Below are 19,212 nucleotides of genomic sequence, written 5' to 3' on the forward strand. Positions count from 1 at the left end.
CCACATTTTCCGCAAAAAATGGGTTGATCCCACGTATTAACCTGGATGGGATGCCTCCCGATACTGACACACCTCGCCGTCCCCTGCTCTCCTCCAACTCCCTGTGGCGGATGAAGTCCTACCTCCGCCCGTACGCCGCCAGACTGGTGCTCATCTGGCTGGCCGCGATCCTCAGCATCGCCGCGAGCATCGCGCTCCCCCTGATCAGCGAGAAGGTCATCGACGGTCCCGTGACCCGGGGCGACTCCGACGGGCTGCTCCCGCTCGGTCTCATCGCCCTGGGCGTGGGCGTCGTGGAGGCCGGGCTGATCTTCCTGCGGCGCTGGACCCAGGTCAAACCCGTCCTCGGGCTGGAGACCGCGATCCGCGACGACCTCTACGAGCACCTCCAGCGCCTGCCGATGGGCTTCCACGGCGACTGGCAGTCGGGCCAGTTGCTGTCGCGGGCCACGACGGACCTGTCCACCATCCGCCGCTTCCTCGGCTTCGGCATGCTCTTCCTGGTGATGAACATCCTCCAGCTCATCACCGTGACCGTGCTCCTGCTGAACAAGTACTGGCCGCTCGGGCTGCTGGTGCTGGCCTCGGCCGTGCCGATCGTGTGGACGTCCCTGCGGTTCGAGAAGCGGTACATCAAGATCTCCCGCCAGGTCCAGGACGAGCAGGGCGACCTCGCCACGCTCGTCGAGGAGTCGGCCATCGGCATCCGTACGATCAAGGCGTTCGGCCGCCGCCACCACGTCTACGACCGCTACGACGAGGCGGCCCGCAAGGTGTACGGCAGCTCGGTCGACAAGGCCACCCTGTCGGCCCGGTTCTTCGCCTTCCTCGAAGTGATCCCCAACGTCACCCTCGCCCTGGTGCTGCTGCTCGGCGCCCTCGCGGTGGGCTCCGGCTCGATGACGCTGGGCACGCTGGTCGCCTTCACCACCCTGATGCTGCAGCTCGTCTGGCCGATCGCCAGCCTCGGCTACATCCTGGCCATGGCCCAGGAGGCGATGACCTCCGCCGACCGGGTCATGGAGGTCATGGACACCGTCCCGGCGATCGAGAGCGGCAGCCGCACGATCGAGCTGCCCCGGGGCCATCTGCGCTTCGAGGGCGTCGGGTTCGCCTTCCCCGGCGCGGCCGAGCCGGTGCTGCGCGACGTCTGGCTGGACGTGCGCCCCGGCGAGACGGTCGCGATCGTGGGCGCGACCGGCGCGGGCAAGACCACGCTGACCGCGCTGGTGCCCCGGCTGCTCGACGCCACCACGGGCCGCGTGACCATCGACGGCGAGGACGTGCGCGACCTCGACCTGACCACGCTGCGCTCGCTGGTGGCCACCGCGTTCGAGGAGCCGACGCTGTTCTCGATGAGCGTGCGCGAGAACCTGATGCTCGGCCGGCTCGACGCCACCGAGGAGGAGCTGGCCGACGCGATCGCCACCGCCCAGGCCGGCTTCGTGTACGACCTGCCCTGGGGCCTGGACACCCGCATCGGCGAGCAGGGCCTGTCGCTGTCCGGCGGGCAGCGGCAGCGGCTCGCCCTGGCGCGGGCGGTGCTGAGCAGGCCGCGGGTGCTCGTCCTCGACGACACCCTGTCCGCGCTCGACGTGGAGACCGAGGCGCTGGTGGAGGAGGCGCTGCGGCACGTCCTGCGCGAGGCGACCGGCATCGTGGTCGCCCACCGCGCCTCGACCGTGCTGCTGGCCGACAAGGTGGCGCTGCTGCGCGACGGCACCATCAGCCACGTCGGCCGCCACCACGAGCTGCTGGCCGACGTGCCCGAGTACCGCGAGCTGCTGGCCCAGGACGCCGACTTCGACCCCTCGGAAGGAGCCCTGCGATGACCGCCGCCCCCGTCTCCTCCTGGCGCGGCGTCGCCTCCGAGGAGCAGGACGAACTGCCGGAGAAGGTGTCGGTGCTGCTGCGGGAGCGCTCCCGCAGGCTGCTCGGCGACCTGCTGCGTCCCTACCGCAAGGCCATCGCGCTGCTCACCGCGATCATCGTCGTCTCGAACGCCGCGGCGCTGGCGATCCCGTACCTGGTCAAGGTGGGGATCGACGACGGCATCCCGCCGATGGCCCGCGGATCGGGGCCGTCGGTCCTGCTGATCGTGGTCGGCGTGATCCTGGTCGCGGCGGTCACGCAGGCCCTCACCCGGCAGGCGTTCCTGCGCCTGTCGGGGAAGATCGGCCAGAGCGTGCTGCTGGAGCTGCGCAGGCGGGTGTTCGACCACTTCCAGCGGCTGTCGCTGAGCTTCCACGAGAAGTACACCTCGGGCCGGGTCATCTCCCGGCTCACCTCCGACATCGAGGCCATCTCCGAGCTGCTCCAGTCGGGCTTCGACGGGCTGGTCAAGGCGGTGCTGACGATGTTCGGCACGGCCGCGCTGCTGCTCGTCCTCGACGTGCACCTCGGCCTGGTGGCGCTGGTCCCGCTGCCGCTGCTGCTGCTGTTCACGCGGTGGTTCCGGCGGCAGTCGGTGATCGTCTACCGGCGGACGCGGGAGACGGTCGCCCTGGTGATCGTGCACTTCGTGGAGTCGATGACCGGCATCCGCGCGGTCCAGGCCTTCCGCAGGGAGCCGCGCAACCAGGAGATCTTCGCCCAGCTCAACGACGACTACCGGGACGCCAACGCGCGCAGCATGGTCCTGGGCGCGGAGTTCATGTTCGGCATCAAGCTGATCGGCAACCTGACCGTGGGCGGCGTGCTGCTCTACGGCGGCTACCTGGCGATCGAGGGCGAGGTCACGGTCGGCGTGCTGGCCGCGTTCCTGCTGTACCTGCGGCAGTTCTACGAGCCGATGCAGGAGCTCAGCCAGTTCTACAACACGCTGCAGTCGGCGGGCGCGGCCCTGGAGAAGCTGTCGGGCGTGCTGGAGGAGGAGCCGGGCGTGCCGGAGCCGCGCCGGCCCGAGCCGCTGCCCCAGCAGGCCCGCGGCATGGTCCGCTTCGAGGACGTGCGCTTCGCCTACGTCGAGGAGATGCCGATCCTGCCCGGCCTCGACCTGACGATCCCCGGCGGGCAGAGCGTGGCGCTGGTCGGCGCGACCGGCGCGGGCAAGACGACGCTGGCCAAGCTGATCTCCCGCTTCTACGACCCGACCGCGGGCCGCGTGCTGCTCGACGGGGTCGATCTGCGCGACCTGGACGAGACGACGCTGCGCCAGGCCGTCGTCATGGTGACGCAGGAGAACTTCCTGTTCAGCGGCACGGTCGCGGACAACATCAGGTTCGGCCGGCCGGAGGCCACCGACCGGCAGGTCCGCGAGGCGGCCAAGGCGATCGGCGCGCACGAGTTCGTCGCCGGGCTGCCCGACGGCTACGACACCGAGGTCGGCAAGCGCGGCGGCCGCATGTCGGCGGGCCAGCGGCAGCTCATCGCGTTCGCCAGGGCTTTCCTCGCCGACCCGGCGGTGCTCATCCTCGACGAGGCCACCTCCAGCCTCGACGTGCCGAGCGAGCGGCTGGTGCAGCGGGCGCTGCGCACGATCCTGGCCGACCGCACGGCGCTGATCATCGCCCACCGGCTCTCGACCGTGGAGATCGCCGACCGGGTGCTGGTGATGGAGGCCGGCCAGGTCGTCGAGGACGGGCCGCCCGACCGGCTCATCGCCGCCTCGGGCCGCTTCGCCGGGCTGCACCGGGCCTGGTTGGAGAGCCTGAGCCAGTGACCGCGACCCCGCCCGCCCGCTAGTGGTGGGCGGGCGCGACGGCCACGAGGCTGCGGTACAGCTCGTACCCGACGAACAGGGCGACGGGCACCCCGACCGCGACGAGCAGCCGGCCGGCCAAAGGCGCCCCCGCCAGGGGCGCCTTCGGCTCCTCCAGCACCGGACCCGACACGGCGCCGAGCTCGGGCACGAGTTCCGGCAGCACCTCCGGGGCCGGCCGCAGCTCGGGGTGCCTGGCCAGGTAACCGCTGGGGAACGACGTCACGTGGTAGGCGCCGCATCCCGGGCAGCAGGTGCCCGACCAGGGGGGTTGCACGGCGATGCCGGAGCTGAGCCAGATCTCGACCTCATTGCCGTAGTCGTCGGCGAAATGCCGGACGACGAATTCCTCCTCCCAGACACGCAGACAGCGCAGGCACTCGAAGGGCCAGGTCTCGCGGGTCTCGAACCCGTCGCGCACGAGGATCACCCCCGGCTGGGATTCGGTGGTCTAGACCTGCAGTCTGCGCCTGACTCCGCGCGTACGCAAGACGCACCTTATGACACTTCAAGCTACGAAACGCTTACCAAGTGTCATGGTTTAGCGCCAAATTTCGGCACTTACCCGCCCGCGGTGGCGTCTCCCGTCAGTACGGACGCCGCGGCGGAACCGGGCTGAGCAGCGGCGTCGCGTCCGGCACGACGGGCTCGTCCGACCGGAACAGCTCCGGATGGCGGGCGAGATAACCGGCCGGGAACGTGGTGGTCTGCTGACAACCGCAGTGCGGGCAGATCACCCCGTACGACGGCGGCGGCACCACGAGCCCGTCCCTGAGCCAGATCTCGGCGGCGTTCCCGTGCTCGTCGTCGACGTGCCGGACGAGGTAGTCCTCTTCCCAGACGTGCCAGCAGCCGCGGCACTCGAAGGGCAGGGTCCTGCGTTCTTCCTCCACTGAGGTCACCCCCTCACTACGAGTGTCCGCCTCCCCTCCGGAACATCGCAAGCCGGGGGTCGCCGGACCGGGCGTCACCGGACCGTGAGCACGAAGGTGACCGCGCCGAGCACGACGCTGAGGGTGCCGAGCCAGGCGAACAGCGCGTCGAGGCCCGCGTCGATGGGCCGTCCGCCGTGCAGGGCCTCCTGGACCCGGCGGAAGCGCACCCCCGTCCTGATCAGCAGGACCGCGCCGCACAGCGCGGCCAGCGCGAACCCCGCGACGGCCACGGCGGGCAGGCCGTGGCGCACCGCGAGCCCGGCGGCGCCGAGCCCGCCCGTGGCCAGCGCCACGGCGGTGCGCACCCAGGCGAGCCGGGTGCGCTCGCTCTGCAGGCCCTCGTCCCAGATCTCCTGTGACATCTACACCGACAGGATGATGAGCACGAGGGCGACGACGGCCACGGTGGCGACGCCGTACCCGAAGACCGCGGCGAGGGCGGGCGGCGGGAGCGGCGCCTGGTTGCGCAGGGCGCGCTGGATGTTGCGCCAGCGCGGATAGGCCATGCCCGCCGCCAGCGCGGACAACGACACCAGCATGACCGCCAGCACCGTGCGGACCCACGGCACGAACACGTCGGAGGGCACCGCCGCCATGGCCACCCCGCCCGCGCTGAGCGCCAGCGCCGTGCTCAGCCACGTGAGAAAGGTGCGTTCGTTGGCCAAGGTGAAACGCGGGTCGGGCTCCATGCCTTATATGGTAATTCGTCCCCTTTTCCCCTAGAGAAGCCGGGATTTCAGCTGCACGCCTTGGCGACCTGCTGGGCGTAGTCGACCGCCTCGCTGCCCACCTTCTGGGCCGCGTCGACGGCGTCGTTGACGTTCTGCACGTCGATCCCGCCCAAAGTCTTGGCAAGGTCTTCGCTGGCCTGCTTGAGCGTGGTGTTGGCGGCCTTGTCGGCCACGTCGTTGAGCTTGCCCGCGGCGTCGTCGAGCGCCTTCTCCATGGCCTTGGGGTCGTCGGTGAGGTCCTTGACCTTGGCGGCCAGGTCGGTGACGATCTTCGGCGCCTCCAGGCACGCCTGGGCCTTGTCGATCGTGTCGTTGACCTCGCCGCACCCGGCGGCCAGGACGCATACGGCGAAGAGCGCCAGGGGCACGAACCGGCTCTTGATGAGTCGCATACCTCGACCTTACCCAGCGCCCCGCGCCCGCGGCGGCGCGCGCGATCAGTGAAGCAGCCCCGATCGGCGCCCGGCGGCGGCGAAGGCGGCCGCGATCCGGTCGAGCTGGGCGTCGGTGTGGGTGGCGGTGAGGCTGACCCGGATGAGCGCCTGCCCAGGCGGCACCCCCGGCGAGATCATGGCCGTGGTGAACACCCCTTCGTCGAACAGCTCCCGCCACAGCCGGAAGCACAGCAGGTCCTCCCCCACCGGCACGGCGATGACCGGACGGTCCGACGGCACGACGGCGTACCCCAGCCCGGCCAGCTCGCCGCTGAGCCGCCCGGCCGCCGCCCGCAACCGGCGCCGCCGCTCGGGCTCGGCGACGACGATCTCCAGGGCGGCCAGCGCGGCGGCGGCGCAGGCCGGTGCCAGCGCGGCGGTGAACACCATGGACCGCGCGTGGTGGCGCAGGTAGAGGATGATCTCCTCCGGCCCGGCGACCGCGCCGCCGACCGTGCCGAACGACTTGGAGAAGGTGACGGTCTGCACGTCCACGGCCTCCTCCAGGCCGTGCGCCTCGGCGGCGCCGCGACCGGCCTCCCCGAGCAGGCCGGCGTCGTGGGCGCTGTCCATCACGACGCGGGCTCCGTACGCGCGGGCGAGCTTGGCGATGCCCGGCAGGTCGCACACGTCCCCGGAGGTGGAGAACATGCCCTCGGTCACGATCATCCGGCCGGTGTCCGGGTCGCCCGCGGCCAGCAGGCGTTCCAGGTGGTCCATGTCGTTGTGCCGGTAGCGGCGTAAGCGCGCTCCGCCCAGGCGTACGGCGTCGATGAGGCACGCGTGCACCAGCCGGTCGCCGATCACCACGTCGCCGGGCCCCAGCAGCGCGCCCAGCGCGAGGTTGGCCAGGTAGCCGGCGCTGGTCACCATGACCGCCGGACGCCCGAGGAACTCCGCGAGCCGCGCCTCCAGCTCCTCGTGCAGCGCGAGGGAGCCGTTCGTCAGCCGCGAACCGCCGCTGCCCGCGCCGAGCCGCCGGATCGCCGCGACGGCGGCCTCCTTGACGCGGGGATCCCCCGAGAGCCCGAGATAGTCGTTGGACCCGGCCTGCACCAGCACCCGCCCGCCGACCACCACCTCCCCGTCGCCAGGCCGCTCCTGGATCGGGTGGTAGTAGGGATAGACGCCCAGCTCCTTGACCGGCTGGTACCCGGGCAGACGACACTTCGCGAACACATCGGCCATGCCTTCTCACTCCCCTGAGCGCGGACCCCCCCGGAAGAGTCTGGCCGACCACCCGGCCGGCCGCGCGGAACTGCCTCGCCGAAGGCCCGGCCCGCACAGCGTTCTCGCAGGTCAGTGCCCGGACAGGAGGTCTGGGCGGAAGGCGCCGGCGGCCGGGTCCTAGGATCTGATCCATGGCAATGTGCGAGCATCTTTCCCAGGCCGACGACCCGGCGGCGAAGACCCCAGAGGGCTGCGAGGAGTGCCTGGCCAGCGGCAGCCGGTGGGTGCACCTGCGGCGCTGCCTGGAGTGCGGCCACATCGGCTGCTGCGACTCCTCGCCCAACAAGCACGCGACCAAGCACTTCCACGCGACCACGCACCCGGTGATCCAGTCGTTCGAACCGGGCGAGAGCTGGCGCTGGTGCTTCGTGGACAACCAGATGGGCTGACCCGGCGGGCGCCCACGCGGACGGCGCCCTCGCGGACGGCGCCCGGCGGGCGGGGTCAGCGTTCGAGGATGGCCTCCTCGAAGTCGAGCTGGGCCATCACCTCGCGCAGCACCTCGTCGTCGAGGCGGCGCTCGTCGCGCAGGCGGACGAACACCTCGCGCTCGGCCGTGAGCATGTCACGGCGCAGCCGCCGGTAGATGCTGCTGGGCGTCTCGGCGCCGCCCTGCGCGGTGCCGCCGCCCAGGCGTTCCCACGCGGTCAGCGACCGCCGCCACGATTTCTCCCTGAGCTGGTCGATGACCTGCTTCTTGATCTCGTCGGGCTCGCCCTCCTGCTCGACCAGCCGTTCGAGCTCGGCCAGGCCCGCCTCCAGCGCGGCCTGCTGGGCGGCCGCCTCGGCCAGCGTGTCCTCGTAGCGCTCCTGCTCGCTCGACACGCGCAGCTTCCTGATCAGCGCGGGGAACGTCATGCCCTGGATCAGCAGGGTGCCGATCACCGTGGTGAACGTCAGGAACAGCAGCATGGCCCGGTCGCGGGCCGGGATCTCCGGCGGGATGGAGAACGCCGCCGCGAGCGACACCACGCCCCGCATGCCGGCCCAGCCCAGGATCACCGTCTGCTGCGGGCTGGGCGCCGGGCCCCGCCGGACGAGCTTGACCAGCGGGGTGAAGGCGAACACCCACACGAACCTGGACACGATCGTCACCGCGAGCACCGCCAGCGCGTAGCCGGCGACCTGCCAGGGGCCGTAACCGGTGATGCCCTTGACCACGGTCACGAGCTGCAGCCCGATGAGCGCGAAGACGATCGACTCCAGGAAGAAGTCGGTGACCTTCCACACCGCGTCGGACACCAGCCGGGTGCCGAACCCCCTCTGGTGCATGCGGTTGCCCAGGTAGAGGCCGACGACCACGACGGAGATCACGCCCGAGGCGTGCACCGGCTCGGGCCCGAGCCCGGAGACGTGCACGGACTCGGCCGCGAGATAGGCCGCGAACGGGATCAGCAGCATCAGCGTGTTCTCGACCAGCGAGTCACGCGTGTGCTGGAACACCCAGGCGAACACGAACGCCAGCGCCAGCCCGATCGCCACCCCGCCGAGCGCCGCGAACAGGAACTGCGCCACGCCCTGGAACAGGTCGATGCTGCCGCCCACGGCCGCCCCGATGGCCACCCGGTAGGCCGTCAGCGCCGTGGCGTCGTTGAACAGGCTCTCGCCGATGAGGATCGTCAGCGACTTGCGCGGCAGCCCGAGCCGCCGGCCCACGGCGACGGCCGCCACGGCGTCGGGCGGCGCGATGATCGCGCCGAGCGCGAAGGCGGCGGCCAGCGGGAGCTGCGGCAGCAGCAGGTGGACGACCAGCCCCACCACGGCCGTGGTGAACAGCACCAGGCCGATCGACAGCAGCGCCACGGCCCGCTTGACGTCACGCAGGCGCAGGTAGGAGCTGTCGAGCGCGGCCGAGTAGAGCAGCGGCGGCAGGAACACGAACAGCACCAGCTCCGGCTGCAACGGCACCGCCGGCACCAGCGGCGAGACCAGCAGGCCGGCCGCGACCAGCAACAGCGGCGCCGGCCAGCCCCGCCGGCGCGCCACCGCCGCGACCCCGACCGCGCCGCCGGCCATCAGCAGCAGTTGCAGGCCCATGGTCGGGTTCAACGACGCTCCTCCAGCTCGCCCGGGTGGATGCCGAGAGCGTACCCGGCGGGCCGGAGGAGGGTGTCACCACTCCCGGCGGTCGTGCCCGTCGCCGTAGTCCTGCTGCTGGTCGGGGCGCAGGCGTTCGCCGGTCGAGAACAGGGGGTCCGTCACGTACGGACGGCCCATGTTCGGGTCGGACGACTGCGGCGGGTACTCCTGGCGGCCGAGCGCCAGCAGCGGGTCCACCGGGTTGGGCGGCGCGGGCTGCTGGTAGCCCTGGTAGGCGTCGGCCGGGCGGTAGGGGTCCTGGGCGGGCGCGGGGTGGTGCCTGCGGCCGGCGCCGGGGATGCCGTGCATGGGCGTGCCGAGCCCGGCCGTGCTCGGCGGCTGCGCCTGAGGCTGCGGCTGGCTCTGGGGCTGGGGCTGGGACGGCGGCTGCTGGTAGGAGCCGTAGGAGTCCGGCGCGTACTGCTGGGCCGGCGGGAAGGGGTCGGCGGCCTGCGACGGGAAGCCGAGCGGGTCGGTGCTCAGCGGCGCCGGGCGGCGCTGGTCGGCGGGGAGCTGGTAGACGGGCTCGCCGCTGTCGACGTACTGGGGGCCGGTGAAGGGGTCGCCGGCGTACTGGGGGCCGCTCAGCGGGTCGCCGGTGTACTGCGGGCCGCTGAAGGCGTCCCCCGTGTACTGCGGGCCGCTCAGCGGGTCGCCCGTGTACTGCGGGCCGCTGAACGGGTCGCCGGTGTAGTGGGGGCCGCTGTGCGGGTCGCCGGGGTACTGGGCGGCGGGCTGCTCGACGTACTGGGGGCCGGTGAAGGGGGTGCGCTCGCCGTACGACGGCGTCTCCCGGGGGCCGGTGGTCTCGCTGTAGGAGGCCACCAGTTTGTCCTGCGGCGCCGGGCCGCGCGCGACCAGCACGTCGTTGGGCGACAGCGACGCGGTGGGCCGCTCGTCGAGCGCGGGCGGAGGCGGCTGCTGGGCGTGCTGGGGCGGCCGGTGGTACGTCCCGGTGCCCGGCATGACCTCGGTGCCCGGATCGTCCGCGGGCACCGCGGGCTGCTCGCCCGTGGCCTCGGCGTAGCCGTCGTCGAGCGTGTCGAGCAGCCTGCCGACGTCCTCCATCGGCATGCGGAAGCTCGCTGTGCACATCTCCCCTCGCCACAGGCTGAGGACGAGTGTGCCCTCATGCCACGTGACCCGGAGGCACCGCTCCTGACCTCGTGCATCGAAGAAGACTTCGCCGAACGACGGCAACGGGACAACTTCCGACATGGCAGACATACTGCTTTAACCAGCCTTTATTCGTCCACTCAACCCCGGAAAACCCTACCTAACCGCTCTCACCATCGAGACCGTGAACCCCGTCGATCACACCAGCAAGATCGTCCTGACCAGTCGGAGTTCCGCTCGACAGTGTGCCACGCGAGTCCGGCGAGGAGCCCGGGAACGCCGGGATGCGCATGACCGGACACAGGGCGTCCCGGCGCGTCGGCCCGGGATTGCGGGTACCGTTGACGACCGTGCCGGACTCCCATCTCCCGTCAGTGGACGAACTGCTCAACATCGCGGTCGGCGCTCTCGGAGGGAGCGAACGGCAGGGCCAGATCACCATGGTCAAGGCCGTCCAGAAGGCCATCGACGACGAGGAGCACCTGGCCGTCCAGGCGGGCACGGGCACCGGCAAGTCGCTGGCCTACCTGGTGCCCTCGATCCGGCACGCCATGGACAGCGACTCCCCCGTCGTGATCTCCACGGCCACCATCGCGCTGCAACGCCAGCTCGTCGACCGCGACCTGCCCCGGCTGGCCGAGGCGCTGGGCAAGGAGCTGCCGCACGAGCCGACGTTCGCCATGCTCAAGGGCCGGCGCAACTACCTGTGCCGCTACAAGGCGACGGCGGGCTGGCCCGAGGAGGACGAGCAGGACCAGCTCTTCGACCCGCGCGAGGTGAGCGCGACCGGCCGCATGGTCCAGCGCATCCAGGAGTGGGCCGAGGAGACCGAGACGGGCGACCGCGACGAGCTGGTGCCCGGCGTGAGCGAGCAGGCCTGGCGGCAGTTCTCGGTGAGCGCGCAGGAATGCCTGGGCGCCACCCGCTGCCCGAGCGGCCCCGAGTGCTTCGCCGAGCTGGCCAGGGCGCGCGCGGGCGAGGTCGACGTCGTGGTGACCAACCACGCGCTGCTGGCCATCGACGCCATGGGCGACCTGCCGGTGCTGCCCGAGCACGAGGTCGTGGTCGTCGACGAGGCCCACGAGCTGGTCGACCGGGTGACCTCGGTGGTCACCGCCGAGCTGTCGGAGGCGTCGGTGATGCTGGCCGTGCGCCGCGTCGGCCGGCTGATCGAGCAGCCGCTCGCCGACCAGCTCATGGAGGCCGGCGAAGACCTCAAGGCGCTGCTGGCCGCCGCGCCGCCCGGCCGCATCGACGAGCTGCCGCAGGTGCTCGGCCTGACGCTGCAGCTCATCCGCGACACGGCCTGGCGCTGCATCACCGCCATGGGCTCGCGCAACGCCGACAAGGACGATCCCGACAAGGCGGGCCAGCGCAAGGCCGCCTTCACCGCGCTCGACGAGGTGCACGACACCGCCGTGCGCATGCTCGACGCCTACGGCCACGCCTCCGAGGCCGACCGCGCCGAGGTGGTCTGGCTCGACGGCGCCACCGACCGCCGTCCGCCCATGTTGCGGGTCGCGCCGCTGAGCGTGAGCGGCATGCTGCGCGAGCGGCTGTTCGGCGAGCGCACGGTGGTGCTCACCTCCGCCACGCTCGCCCTCGGCGGCACGTTCGACGGGCTGGCCGCGCAGTGGGGGCTGGGCGACAGCAAGCGCTGGCAGGGCATCGACGTCGGCTCGCCGTTCGACCACCCGCGCGCCGGCATCCTCTACGTCGCCAAACACCTGCCCCAGCCGGGCCGCGACGGGCTGCCGCAGCAGTATCTCGACGAGATCACCGAGCTCATCGAGGCGGCCGGCGGGCGCACGCTGGGGCTGTTCTCCTCGATGCGCGCCGCCAAGGCCGCCACGGAGGCGCTGCGCGAACGGCTCGACGTGCCGCTGCTGTGCCAGGGCGACGACTCGACCATGCTGCTGGTCAAGCAGTTCGCCGAGGACGAGCCGACCTGCCTGTTCGGCACGTTGTCGCTGTGGCAGGGGGTCGACGTCCCCGGGCCGTCGCTGCGCCTGGTCATCATCGACCGGGTGCCGTTCCCACGCCCCGACGATCCGCTCACCTCGGCCCGGCAGCGGCACGTCGCGGCGCGCGGCGGCAACGGGTTCATGGCGGTGGCGGCCAACCACGCGGCCCTGCTGCTGGCCCAGGGCGCCGGCCGGCTGCTGCGCGCGCAGGACGACAAGGGCGTCATCGCGGTCCTCGACCCGCGCCTGGCCACGGCCCGGTACAGCGGTTTCCTGCTGGGGTCGTTGCCGCCGTTCTGGCGCACCACCGACCCGGCCGTCCCGCGCGCCGCGCTCAAGCGCCTGTCCACCGAGTCCTGACCGCCGCGGGCCCCCTCAGGCGACAGTCCTCTTCCTTACGGCTTCGCCTGGTCAGGCCACCCGCCATACGGGGCGGGCGGCCTTCCAGGAAACGCCCGCTGACCCTTCACCGGCGGGCCGCCGTCACGCGAGCCCGCCTTGCCCCGCTCCGTGGCCACCGTCGGCCGCGGGAACGGCCCCTGAGCGGGCCCGATCCGGGAACGGCCCGGCCAGACCGGCTAGAACGGGGTGAGGTCGGGGCGCTTCGGGGTGAGGCCGTCGCCGGAGGAGGTGCCGCGCAGGCGGCGGGACATCCACGGCACCAGGTGCTCGCGGATCCACTGGGCGTCCTCGCGGCGCCGCGCCCGCGGGTCGACCAGCCGCTCCGGCCACTCCTTGCGCCAGTCGTCGAACGGCACCCCCAGCACGTCGAGCACGCGGGCCGCCACCAGGCGGTGGCCGTCCTCGTTCATGTGCAGGCGGTCGGTGCTCCAGGCCCGCCAGTCGCGCAGCCCCTGCATCGACCACTGGTCGACCAGCCGGCAGCCGTAGAGGTCGGCGATGGAGCGGATGTGCAGGTAGAAGATGGCGAAACGGCCGCGCAGCCGCCGCATCAGCGGCGTGTCGCGCGGATCGACCCCGGTGAACAGCAGCACGTCGGCGCCCCCGGCCCGCAGGTCGCGCACCGCGCGGGCCAGGCGCTTGGCCATCACGTCGGGGTCGCTGCCCGGCCGCAGCAGGTCGTTGCCGCCCGCGCAGAAGCTGACCAGGTCGGGGCCCATCTCGATGGCCCGCGGCACCTGCTCGGCGATGATCTGGTCGAGCAGCTTGCCGCGGACGGCCAGGTTCGCGTACCGGAACGCCGGGTCGTCGGCGGCGAGCCGTTCGGCGACGCGGTCGGCCCAGCCGCGGTAGTGCCCGTCGGGGCCTGGATCGTTCAGTCCTTCGGTGAAACTGTCCCCGAGTGCGACGAAGGACTTGTATTGCCTCATGAGCTGCTGTTCATCTCCGCGATAGCGTGTAGCGCCAGGACGTAGGACTGTAGTCCGAATCCGGCGATCGTGCCCGTCGCCACCCCGGCGACGACCGAGGTGTGGCGAAACTCTTCCCTCGCCGCGGGGTTGCTGATGTGCACCTCGACGAGCGGCGCGGTGCGCTGGGCGATGGCGTCGCGCACGGCGTAGGAGTAGTGGGTGAAGGCGGCCGGGTTGAGCACGACGGGGATGCGGCCGTCGGCGGCCTCGTGCAGCCAGCCGATCAGCTCGGCCTCGTCGTCGGTCTGGCGCACCTCGACCTGCTCGCCGAGCTTGCGGCCGGTCTCGCGGCACAGCTCGGCGAGGTCCTCCAGCGTCTCGGCCCCGTAGACGTCGGGCTCGCGGGTGCCGAGCCGGCTCAGGTTGGGGCCGTTGAGCACGAGGATCATCGTGCGATCTCCTTGTAGGCGGCTTCGAGCAGCTCTTCGGCGGGGTCTTCGAGGCGCCCCGGCCTGGCCAGGTCGTCGAGGACGACGAAACGCTGCTTGGCGCCCCGGTTCTTCTTGTCCAGCCGCATGTGGTCGCGCAGCCGCGGCCAGGCGCCGGCGTGGTAGGAGACCGGCAGGCCCACGGAGGTGAGGATCGCGCGGGTGCGGGCGGCCAGGTCGGCGCGGCCGGACAGCCGGGACAGCTCGGCGGCGTAGACCATGCCGATGGCGACCGCCTCGCCGTGGCGGATCGTGTAGTGCTCGTCGCGCTCGATGGCGTGGGCCAGCGTGTGGCCGTAGTTGAGGATCTCGCGCAGGCCCTGCTCGCGCAGGTCGGCGCCCACGACGCCGGCCTTGACGCGGATCTTGCGCTCGATCAGCTCGCGGGTGTGGGGGCCGTCGGGTCTGGTGGCCCCCTCGGGGTCGGACTCGACCAGCGTGAGGATCTGCGGGTCGGCGATGAAGCCGCCCTTGATGATCTCGGCCAGCCCCGCCACGTAGTCGGCCTTCGGCATGCCGGGCAGCACGGCCAGGTCGCAGAGCACCCCGGCGGGCGGCAGGAACGTGCCCACCAGGTTCTTGCCCTCGGGGGTGTCGATGCCGTTCTTGCCGCCGACGGCGGCGTCGACCATGGCCAGCAGCGTCGTCGGCACGAGCACGACCTGCACGCCGCGCAGCCAGGTGCCGGCCACGAACCCGGCCAGGTCGGTCGTCGCGCCGCCGCCCACGCCCACGACGGCGTCGGAGCGGGTCAGGCCGTGGCGGCCGAGCGCGGACCACAGGCCGGCGGCCACCTCGGGCGTCTTGCACGCCTCGCCGTCGGGGACGGGCAGGTCGGCCACCTCGTAGCCGGCCTCGGCCAGCGCCGCGAGGACCGGGCGGGACAGCTCAGGCAGGCCCTGCGGCCGGACGACGGCGACCGTGCGCACGCCCGGCCGGAGCAGGCCGGGCAGCTCGGCCTGCACGCCGCTGCCCACCACGACGTCGTAGGGGCTGTCGCCGGGGACGGGGATCCGCGTCGCGGTCATGCGGGCAGGCCCTCCAGGATCTCGTCGGCGAGCTCGCCGGGGTCGCGCTTGTCGGTGGCGAGCGTGACCACGGCCAGGCGCTCGTAGACCGGCCGCCGCTCCTCCATCAGCTTCTTGAGCTGGCTGCGCGGGTTGAGCACGAGCAGCGGCCTGGCCGAGCCGAGCCCGACCCGCTGGACCGCGTCGGCCAGGCCCACCTGCAGGTAGACCACGTGGTGCCCGGCGAGCAGCGCCTGGGTCTCCTCGTTGAGCACGGCGCCGCCGCCGAGCGACAGGACGCCGTCGTGCTCGGCCAGGGCGCGGCGCACGGCCTGGTGCTCCAGCTCGCGGAAGCGGGCCTCGCCGTCCTCGACGAAGATGTCGGCGACCGGCTTGCCGGCCTCGGCCTCGACGTCGGCGTCGGTGTCGCGGAAGGCGACGCCGAGCCGTTCGGCCAGCAGCCGCCCGATCGTGGTCTTGCCGGATCCGGGCGGGCCGATGAGCACGGCTCTGGTCACTGGTCGCTCACCCCTTCTCGTGCGCTCGGCGCGGCCGTCACTTGATCACCATCGAGGAGAGGTAGCCGGACAGGTTGCGGGCGACCTCCTCCACCGAGTCGCCGCCGAACTTCTCCAGGGCCGCGTCGGCCAGCACCAGCGCGACCATGGCCTCGGCCACGATGCCCGCGGCCGGGACGGCGCACACGTCGGAGCGCTCGTGGTGGGCCTTGGCCGCCTCGCCGGTCTTGACGTCGATCGTGGCCAGGGCCCTCGGCACGGTGGAGATGGGCTTCATGGCGGCGCTGACCCGCAGGACCTCGCCGTTGGTCATGCCGCCCTCGACGCCGCCCGCGCGGTTGGTGACGCGCTTGACGCCGTTCTCGGCGGTGTACTCGATCTCGTCGTGGGCGCGCGAGCCGGGCCGGCGGGCGGTCTCGAAGCCGTCGCCGACCGCGACGCCCTTGATCGCCTGGATGCCCATGAGGGCCGCGGCGAGCCGGGAGTCGAGCCTGCGGTCCCAGTGGGTGTAGCTGCCCAGGCCGGGCGGCAGGCCGTAGGCGAGCACCTCGACGACGCCGCCGAGCGTGTCGCCTTCCTTGTGGGCCTGGTCGATGACGGCGACCATGGCGGCGCTGCCCTCGGGGTCGGAGCAGCGGACCGGGTCTTCGTCGATCCTGGCCAGGTCGCCGGGGCCGGGCAGCACCTCGGTGGGCGTCTGCGCGCCGCCGATGGAGGTGACGTGGCTGACGATGTCGACGCCGAGCGCCTGCTTCAGGAAGCGCCTGGCGACCTCGCCGAGCGCGACGCGGGCCGCGGTCTCGCGGGCGCTGGCCCGGTCGAGCACCTGGCGGGCGTCGTCGAAGCCGTACTTCTGCATGCCGGCCAGGTCGGCGTGGCCGGGGCGGGGACGGGACCGCGGCGCGTTGCGGGCCAGGCCCTCCAGCTCGGCCGGGTCGACCGGGTCGGCCGACATGACCTTCTCCCACTTGGGCCACTCGGTGTTGCCGACGCGGACGGCGACCGGGCTGCCCATGGTGCGGCCGTGGCGCACGCCGCCGACGATCGTCACCTGGTCCTGCTCGAACTTCATCCGCGCGCCGCGGCCGTAGCCGAGCCTGCGGCGGCGCAGGGCCTCGTCGATCGCGGCCGTGGTCACCTCGACCCCGGCGGGCAGTCCTTCGAGGATGGCAACGAGTTCGGGGCCGTGGGACTCTCCGGCCGTCAACCAGCGCAACATGACTCCAAGTCTTCCATGTGCGGCCGGGTGGGATGTCCGTCGTTCACCAGCCGAGACAGAGCGCCACGAAAGCACCGAGCAGCATGAACGGCCCGAAGGGGAACTGGGTGTGCCGGTCGCCCCGCCCGGTGAGCAGCAGCGCGACCGCGTACAGCGCGCCGAGCACCTGCCCGGCGAACGCCGCGGCCACCCACGTCTGCCAGCTCATCGCCGCCGCCGCCATGCCGATGAGCCCGGCCAGCTTGACGTCGCCGAGGCCCATCGCGGCCGGCCTGGCGAACCACAACAGGCCGTAGACGGCCGCCAGCGCCGCCGCGCCGAGCAGCGCGCGCGGCAGCTCCCCGGTGGGGAGCAGGGTCAGTGCGATGATCGGGTACGCGGGCAGCGTGATCGCGTCGGGCAGCAGGGTGGTGCGCCAGTCGATGACCGCCAGCGCCGTGCCGGCCAGCGCGAGCCCCGCGTACGGCGGCCCGGCGAGCCAGGCGGTCAGCGCCGTCACGGCGGCGGTCAGCAGTTCCACGCCGGGCGGCCAGGACGGCGGGGACGCGAGGTCGTCGTAGGCGTCGGCCAGCGCCCTGACCTGTCGTCCGGCGACCAGACCGAGCAGCGCCATGAGTGCGACCACGACCAGACCCTAATCCGGCGGCCGGGCGGCCGTCCCGCGATCGCGGCGGGCGGCCCGGGTATGGCGTGCGCCAAGAGCGAACCCGCGTCCCGGCGGGCCCCGGCGCCCCGGACGGAGGGCCGCGACGCACGCCGGCGGTCATGGGTTCGGGGGCGATCCCCCAAGGAACTTTGATCGTCCGGGACGGGGTGGCACGCGGCTGCGGGGGTGGTCAGGAACTTACTTTCTGTCGTGGCCCCCCGGAAGAGTGACCGAGAGGAAGACCCATGTTCCGTGGCATCCTGGCCGGCGGCCTCGCGCTGAGCGCCGCAAGCCTCATCATGACCGGCCCCGCCGCGTACGCCGACCTGCAGGCCCCTTACGCGCGGGCCGCGGCGATCGTCGACGCGGACGGCGAGCTGAACAACGGCAAGAACATCCTCAAGACGTGGCGGGCCTCGACCGGCCGCTACTGCGTGATGGTCGACAGGCACGTCACCACGTCCACCGCGGTGATCCAGATCACCCCGCGGGCGCCCCGCCGCCTGCCGTTCATCGCCTACCGGAACTCGTCGGCGACCTGCCACGAGTCCAACACCATCACCGTCGGCGTCTACGACACCAGCACCGGCCGGCTCGCCGACGGCGGCTTCGACCTGACCATCTCCTGACCGAGAACCGAGGGAGCACCCATATGAACATCATCCGGCGCGCCGCCGGCGTCGCGCTCGTCGCGGCGGCCGTCCTGACGCCCGCGGCGGCGTACGCGGACACGCCGTACGCCCAGGCCTCGGCCACCGTCCGGGCGGACGGCGTGGTGACCGACAGCAAGAACGTCGAGGAGGCCAAGCGCATGTTCCGCGGGACGTACTGCGTGATCCTCGGCGAGGACGTCGACTACGACGGCGACCTGGCGATCCACGTGACGCCGATCGGCCGGTCCACCTACCCGCGCTCGCTGTCGGTGCAGCGCGGGGCGGCGATCTGCGGCGGCCACTACCGGGCGATCGCGGTCTACAGCCAGCTCGCCGACGGCGTGGCGGCCGACACCGGGTTCTACCTGACCGTCTCCTGACGACCTGCCTCGCCGTCTCCTGACGACGTCCGGCGAACGCCCCCGGCCGGTGACCGACACCGGCCGGGGGCGTCGGCGCGTCCGGCTCGTGGGGAGAAGCGGCGCTCAGCCTTCCCGCGGGAGAAGCGGCGCTCAGCCGGTTCGGCTCGGGAAGCGGCGCTCAGCCGGTTCGGCGGGAGAACCAGCGGCGGCGGGGCGGGGCGGGCTCCATCCTGGCGACGGTGACGCCGCCGAGCTGGTCGACGGTGCCGGACTCGACCGCGGCCAGCGCCCTCAGCACCTCGCCCTCGATCACGAACTGCACCGGCCCGGCCACGTCGACCACGACCGCCGCGGCCTCCTCGTGCACGGCCGCCCGGCAGACCTGGAGCGTGCCGGTCTGGATCGGGCGGGCGTCCTTGCGCCATCTGGTCAGCGCGTCGGTGCCGGTGAAGGCGAGCACCGCGTGCCTGCCGTCGTGGCCGACGAGCTTGGGCAGCGCCATCTCGCTCTCCTTCTCCTGGCGCAGCCCGTGCTCACCGACCTCCGACTCGGTCAGCAGGGCGACCACCGGGACCAGCAGCCGCGCGCCGCTCAGCGCGGCCAGCACGTCGGCGGGGCCGCACGCGCCCGCCTCGTAGGCGGCCAGGGCGGCGGCCACGGCGGGGGCGGCGCTGCCGTCGTCGTCGGGGTCGAGTGGCTGTGGGATGGTCGGCACAACGAACGAGACTACCCGCGGGCGCCACCGCCCCCGCTCCGGGAGGCGCCCTGGAGACGTTCCGGCGGTGTTCGCCGGCGTTCCGGCGGTGTTCTGTCGGGG

The 19,212-nt window shown here is 72.5% G+C and carries 21 protein-coding genes; 6 read left to right on the plus strand and 15 right to left on the minus strand.

Going from position 1 to position 19,212, the window contains the following annotated elements; translation table 11 throughout:
• The first annotated feature begins 50 nt into the window (after positions 1–50).
• Complete coding sequence (locus tag ACIBQ8_RS10605; RefSeq protein ID WP_397191787.1) at positions 51–1,832, plus strand: ABC transporter ATP-binding protein; 1,782 nt, start codon at positions 51–53, stop codon at positions 1,830–1,832.
• The gene (locus ACIBQ8_RS10610) at positions 1,829–3,661 is read left to right on the plus strand and encodes an ABC transporter ATP-binding protein (protein WP_397191788.1); all 1,833 of its coding nucleotides are present in this window, start codon (positions 1,829–1,831) and stop codon (positions 3,659–3,661) included. The genes ACIBQ8_RS10605 and ACIBQ8_RS10610 overlap by 4 nt, the downstream gene beginning before the upstream one ends.
• Before the next feature lie 19 nt (positions 3,662–3,680).
• Here ACIBQ8_RS10610 and ACIBQ8_RS10615 read toward each other — a convergent pair whose 3' ends face one another.
• From ACIBQ8_RS10615 to ACIBQ8_RS10640, 6 genes are all read right to left on the minus strand, one after another.
• On the minus strand, positions 3,681–4,121 hold the full coding sequence (locus tag ACIBQ8_RS10615) for a hypothetical protein (RefSeq protein ID WP_397176180.1): 441 nt from the start codon (positions 4,119–4,121) through the stop codon (positions 3,681–3,683).
• A gap of 166 nt (positions 4,122–4,287) precedes the next feature.
• Entirely contained in the window at positions 4,288–4,593 is a 306-nt protein-coding gene (locus ACIBQ8_RS10620) for a hypothetical protein (protein WP_358284985.1), read from the minus strand.
• A gap of 74 nt (positions 4,594–4,667) precedes the next feature.
• Complete coding sequence (locus tag ACIBQ8_RS10625; RefSeq protein ID WP_357964720.1) at positions 4,668–4,997, minus strand: DUF202 domain-containing protein; 330 nt, start codon at positions 4,995–4,997, stop codon at positions 4,668–4,670.
• Positions 4,998–5,324, minus strand: coding sequence for a DUF202 domain-containing protein (locus ACIBQ8_RS10630; RefSeq protein WP_352363977.1), 327 nt, complete (start codon positions 5,322–5,324; stop codon positions 4,998–5,000).
• Positions 5,325–5,371: 47 nt separating this feature from the next.
• A complete protein-coding gene (locus tag ACIBQ8_RS10635) occupies positions 5,372–5,758 on the minus strand; it encodes a hypothetical protein (RefSeq protein ID WP_352324105.1) in 387 nt (128 codons plus the stop codon).
• Positions 5,759–5,803: 45 nt separating this feature from the next.
• Positions 5,804–6,988, minus strand: coding sequence for an aminotransferase class I/II-fold pyridoxal phosphate-dependent enzyme (locus tag ACIBQ8_RS10640; protein ID WP_397176181.1), 1,185 nt, complete (start codon positions 6,986–6,988; stop codon positions 5,804–5,806).
• Between the two features lie 173 nt (positions 6,989–7,161).
• Between ACIBQ8_RS10640 and ACIBQ8_RS10645 the strand changes: the two genes are divergently transcribed.
• Positions 7,162–7,419, plus strand: a complete 258-nt coding sequence (locus tag ACIBQ8_RS10645) for a UBP-type zinc finger domain-containing protein (RefSeq protein ID WP_358284978.1) — start codon at positions 7,162–7,164, stop codon at positions 7,417–7,419.
• A gap of 55 nt (positions 7,420–7,474) precedes the next feature.
• Here the strand turns inward: ACIBQ8_RS10645 and ACIBQ8_RS10650 are convergent, their stop codons facing one another.
• Together ACIBQ8_RS10650 and ACIBQ8_RS10655 are read right to left on the minus strand one after the other, a co-directional pair.
• Positions 7,475–9,079 (minus strand): Na+/H+ antiporter, encoded by a 1,605-nt coding sequence (locus ACIBQ8_RS10650; RefSeq protein ID WP_397176182.1) that lies wholly within the window; start codon positions 9,077–9,079, stop codon positions 7,475–7,477.
• A gap of 63 nt (positions 9,080–9,142) precedes the next feature.
• Positions 9,143–10,183, minus strand: coding sequence for a hypothetical protein (locus ACIBQ8_RS10655; RefSeq protein ID WP_397191789.1), 1,041 nt, complete (start codon positions 10,181–10,183; stop codon positions 9,143–9,145).
• 392 nt (positions 10,184–10,575) lie between these two features.
• Between ACIBQ8_RS10655 and ACIBQ8_RS10660 the strand changes: the two genes are divergently transcribed.
• Positions 10,576–12,549 carry an ATP-dependent DNA helicase gene (locus ACIBQ8_RS10660; RefSeq protein ID WP_397176184.1) on the plus strand — a complete coding sequence of 658 codons (1,974 nt, stop codon included), beginning with the start codon at positions 10,576–10,578 and terminating at the stop codon, positions 12,547–12,549.
• Positions 12,550–12,767: 218 nt separating this feature from the next.
• Here ACIBQ8_RS10660 and ACIBQ8_RS10665 read toward each other — a convergent pair whose 3' ends face one another.
• The 6 genes from ACIBQ8_RS10665 to ACIBQ8_RS10690 are packed head-to-tail and all read right to left on the minus strand — an operon-like array spanning position 12,768 to position 17,359.
• Positions 12,768–13,520 (minus strand): SGNH/GDSL hydrolase family protein, encoded by a 753-nt coding sequence (locus ACIBQ8_RS10665; RefSeq protein ID WP_397191790.1) that lies wholly within the window; start codon positions 13,518–13,520, stop codon positions 12,768–12,770.
• Positions 13,517–13,951 (minus strand): type II 3-dehydroquinate dehydratase, encoded by a 435-nt coding sequence (gene aroQ / locus ACIBQ8_RS10670; RefSeq protein WP_352363963.1) that lies wholly within the window; start codon positions 13,949–13,951, stop codon positions 13,517–13,519. Before aroQ ends, ACIBQ8_RS10665 begins: the two co-directional genes overlap by 4 nt.
• Positions 13,948–15,018, minus strand: coding sequence for a 3-dehydroquinate synthase (gene aroB / locus ACIBQ8_RS10675; RefSeq protein WP_397176186.1), 1,071 nt, complete (start codon positions 15,016–15,018; stop codon positions 13,948–13,950). The genes aroQ and aroB overlap by 4 nt, the downstream gene beginning before the upstream one ends.
• On the minus strand, positions 15,015–15,515 hold the full coding sequence (locus tag ACIBQ8_RS10680) for a shikimate kinase (protein ID WP_397176188.1): 501 nt from the start codon (positions 15,513–15,515) through the stop codon (positions 15,015–15,017). Before ACIBQ8_RS10680 ends, aroB begins: the two co-directional genes overlap by 4 nt.
• A 37-nt stretch (positions 15,516–15,552) precedes the next feature.
• Positions 15,553–16,734, minus strand: a complete 1,182-nt coding sequence (gene aroC, locus ACIBQ8_RS10685; RefSeq protein WP_358284964.1) for a chorismate synthase — start codon at positions 16,732–16,734, stop codon at positions 15,553–15,555.
• Positions 16,735–16,777: 43 nt separating this feature from the next.
• Positions 16,778–17,359, minus strand: a complete 582-nt coding sequence (locus ACIBQ8_RS10690) for a prepilin peptidase (protein ID WP_397176189.1) — start codon at positions 17,357–17,359, stop codon at positions 16,778–16,780.
• Between the two features lie 266 nt (positions 17,360–17,625).
• On the opposite strand from ACIBQ8_RS10690, the gene ACIBQ8_RS10695 reads away from it, so the two are divergent.
• Both ACIBQ8_RS10695 and ACIBQ8_RS10700 read left to right on the plus strand, forming a co-directional pair.
• The gene (locus ACIBQ8_RS10695) at positions 17,626–18,009 is read left to right on the plus strand and encodes a hypothetical protein (RefSeq protein ID WP_357992478.1); all 384 of its coding nucleotides are present in this window, start codon (positions 17,626–17,628) and stop codon (positions 18,007–18,009) included.
• A gap of 23 nt (positions 18,010–18,032) precedes the next feature.
• Entirely contained in the window at positions 18,033–18,413 is a 381-nt protein-coding gene (locus tag ACIBQ8_RS10700) for a hypothetical protein (RefSeq protein ID WP_397176191.1), read from the plus strand.
• Positions 18,414–18,573: 160 nt separating this feature from the next.
• Here the strand turns inward: ACIBQ8_RS10700 and ACIBQ8_RS10705 are convergent, their stop codons facing one another.
• Positions 18,574–19,110 (minus strand): SseB family protein, encoded by a 537-nt coding sequence (locus ACIBQ8_RS10705; RefSeq protein ID WP_397176192.1) that lies wholly within the window; start codon positions 19,108–19,110, stop codon positions 18,574–18,576.
• Positions 19,111–19,212: the final 102 nt, after the last annotated feature.

It is taken from the genome of Nonomuraea sp. NPDC049646, from assembly GCF_044465525.1.
Classification (GTDB): domain Bacteria; phylum Actinomycetota; class Actinomycetes; order Streptosporangiales; family Streptosporangiaceae; genus Nonomuraea.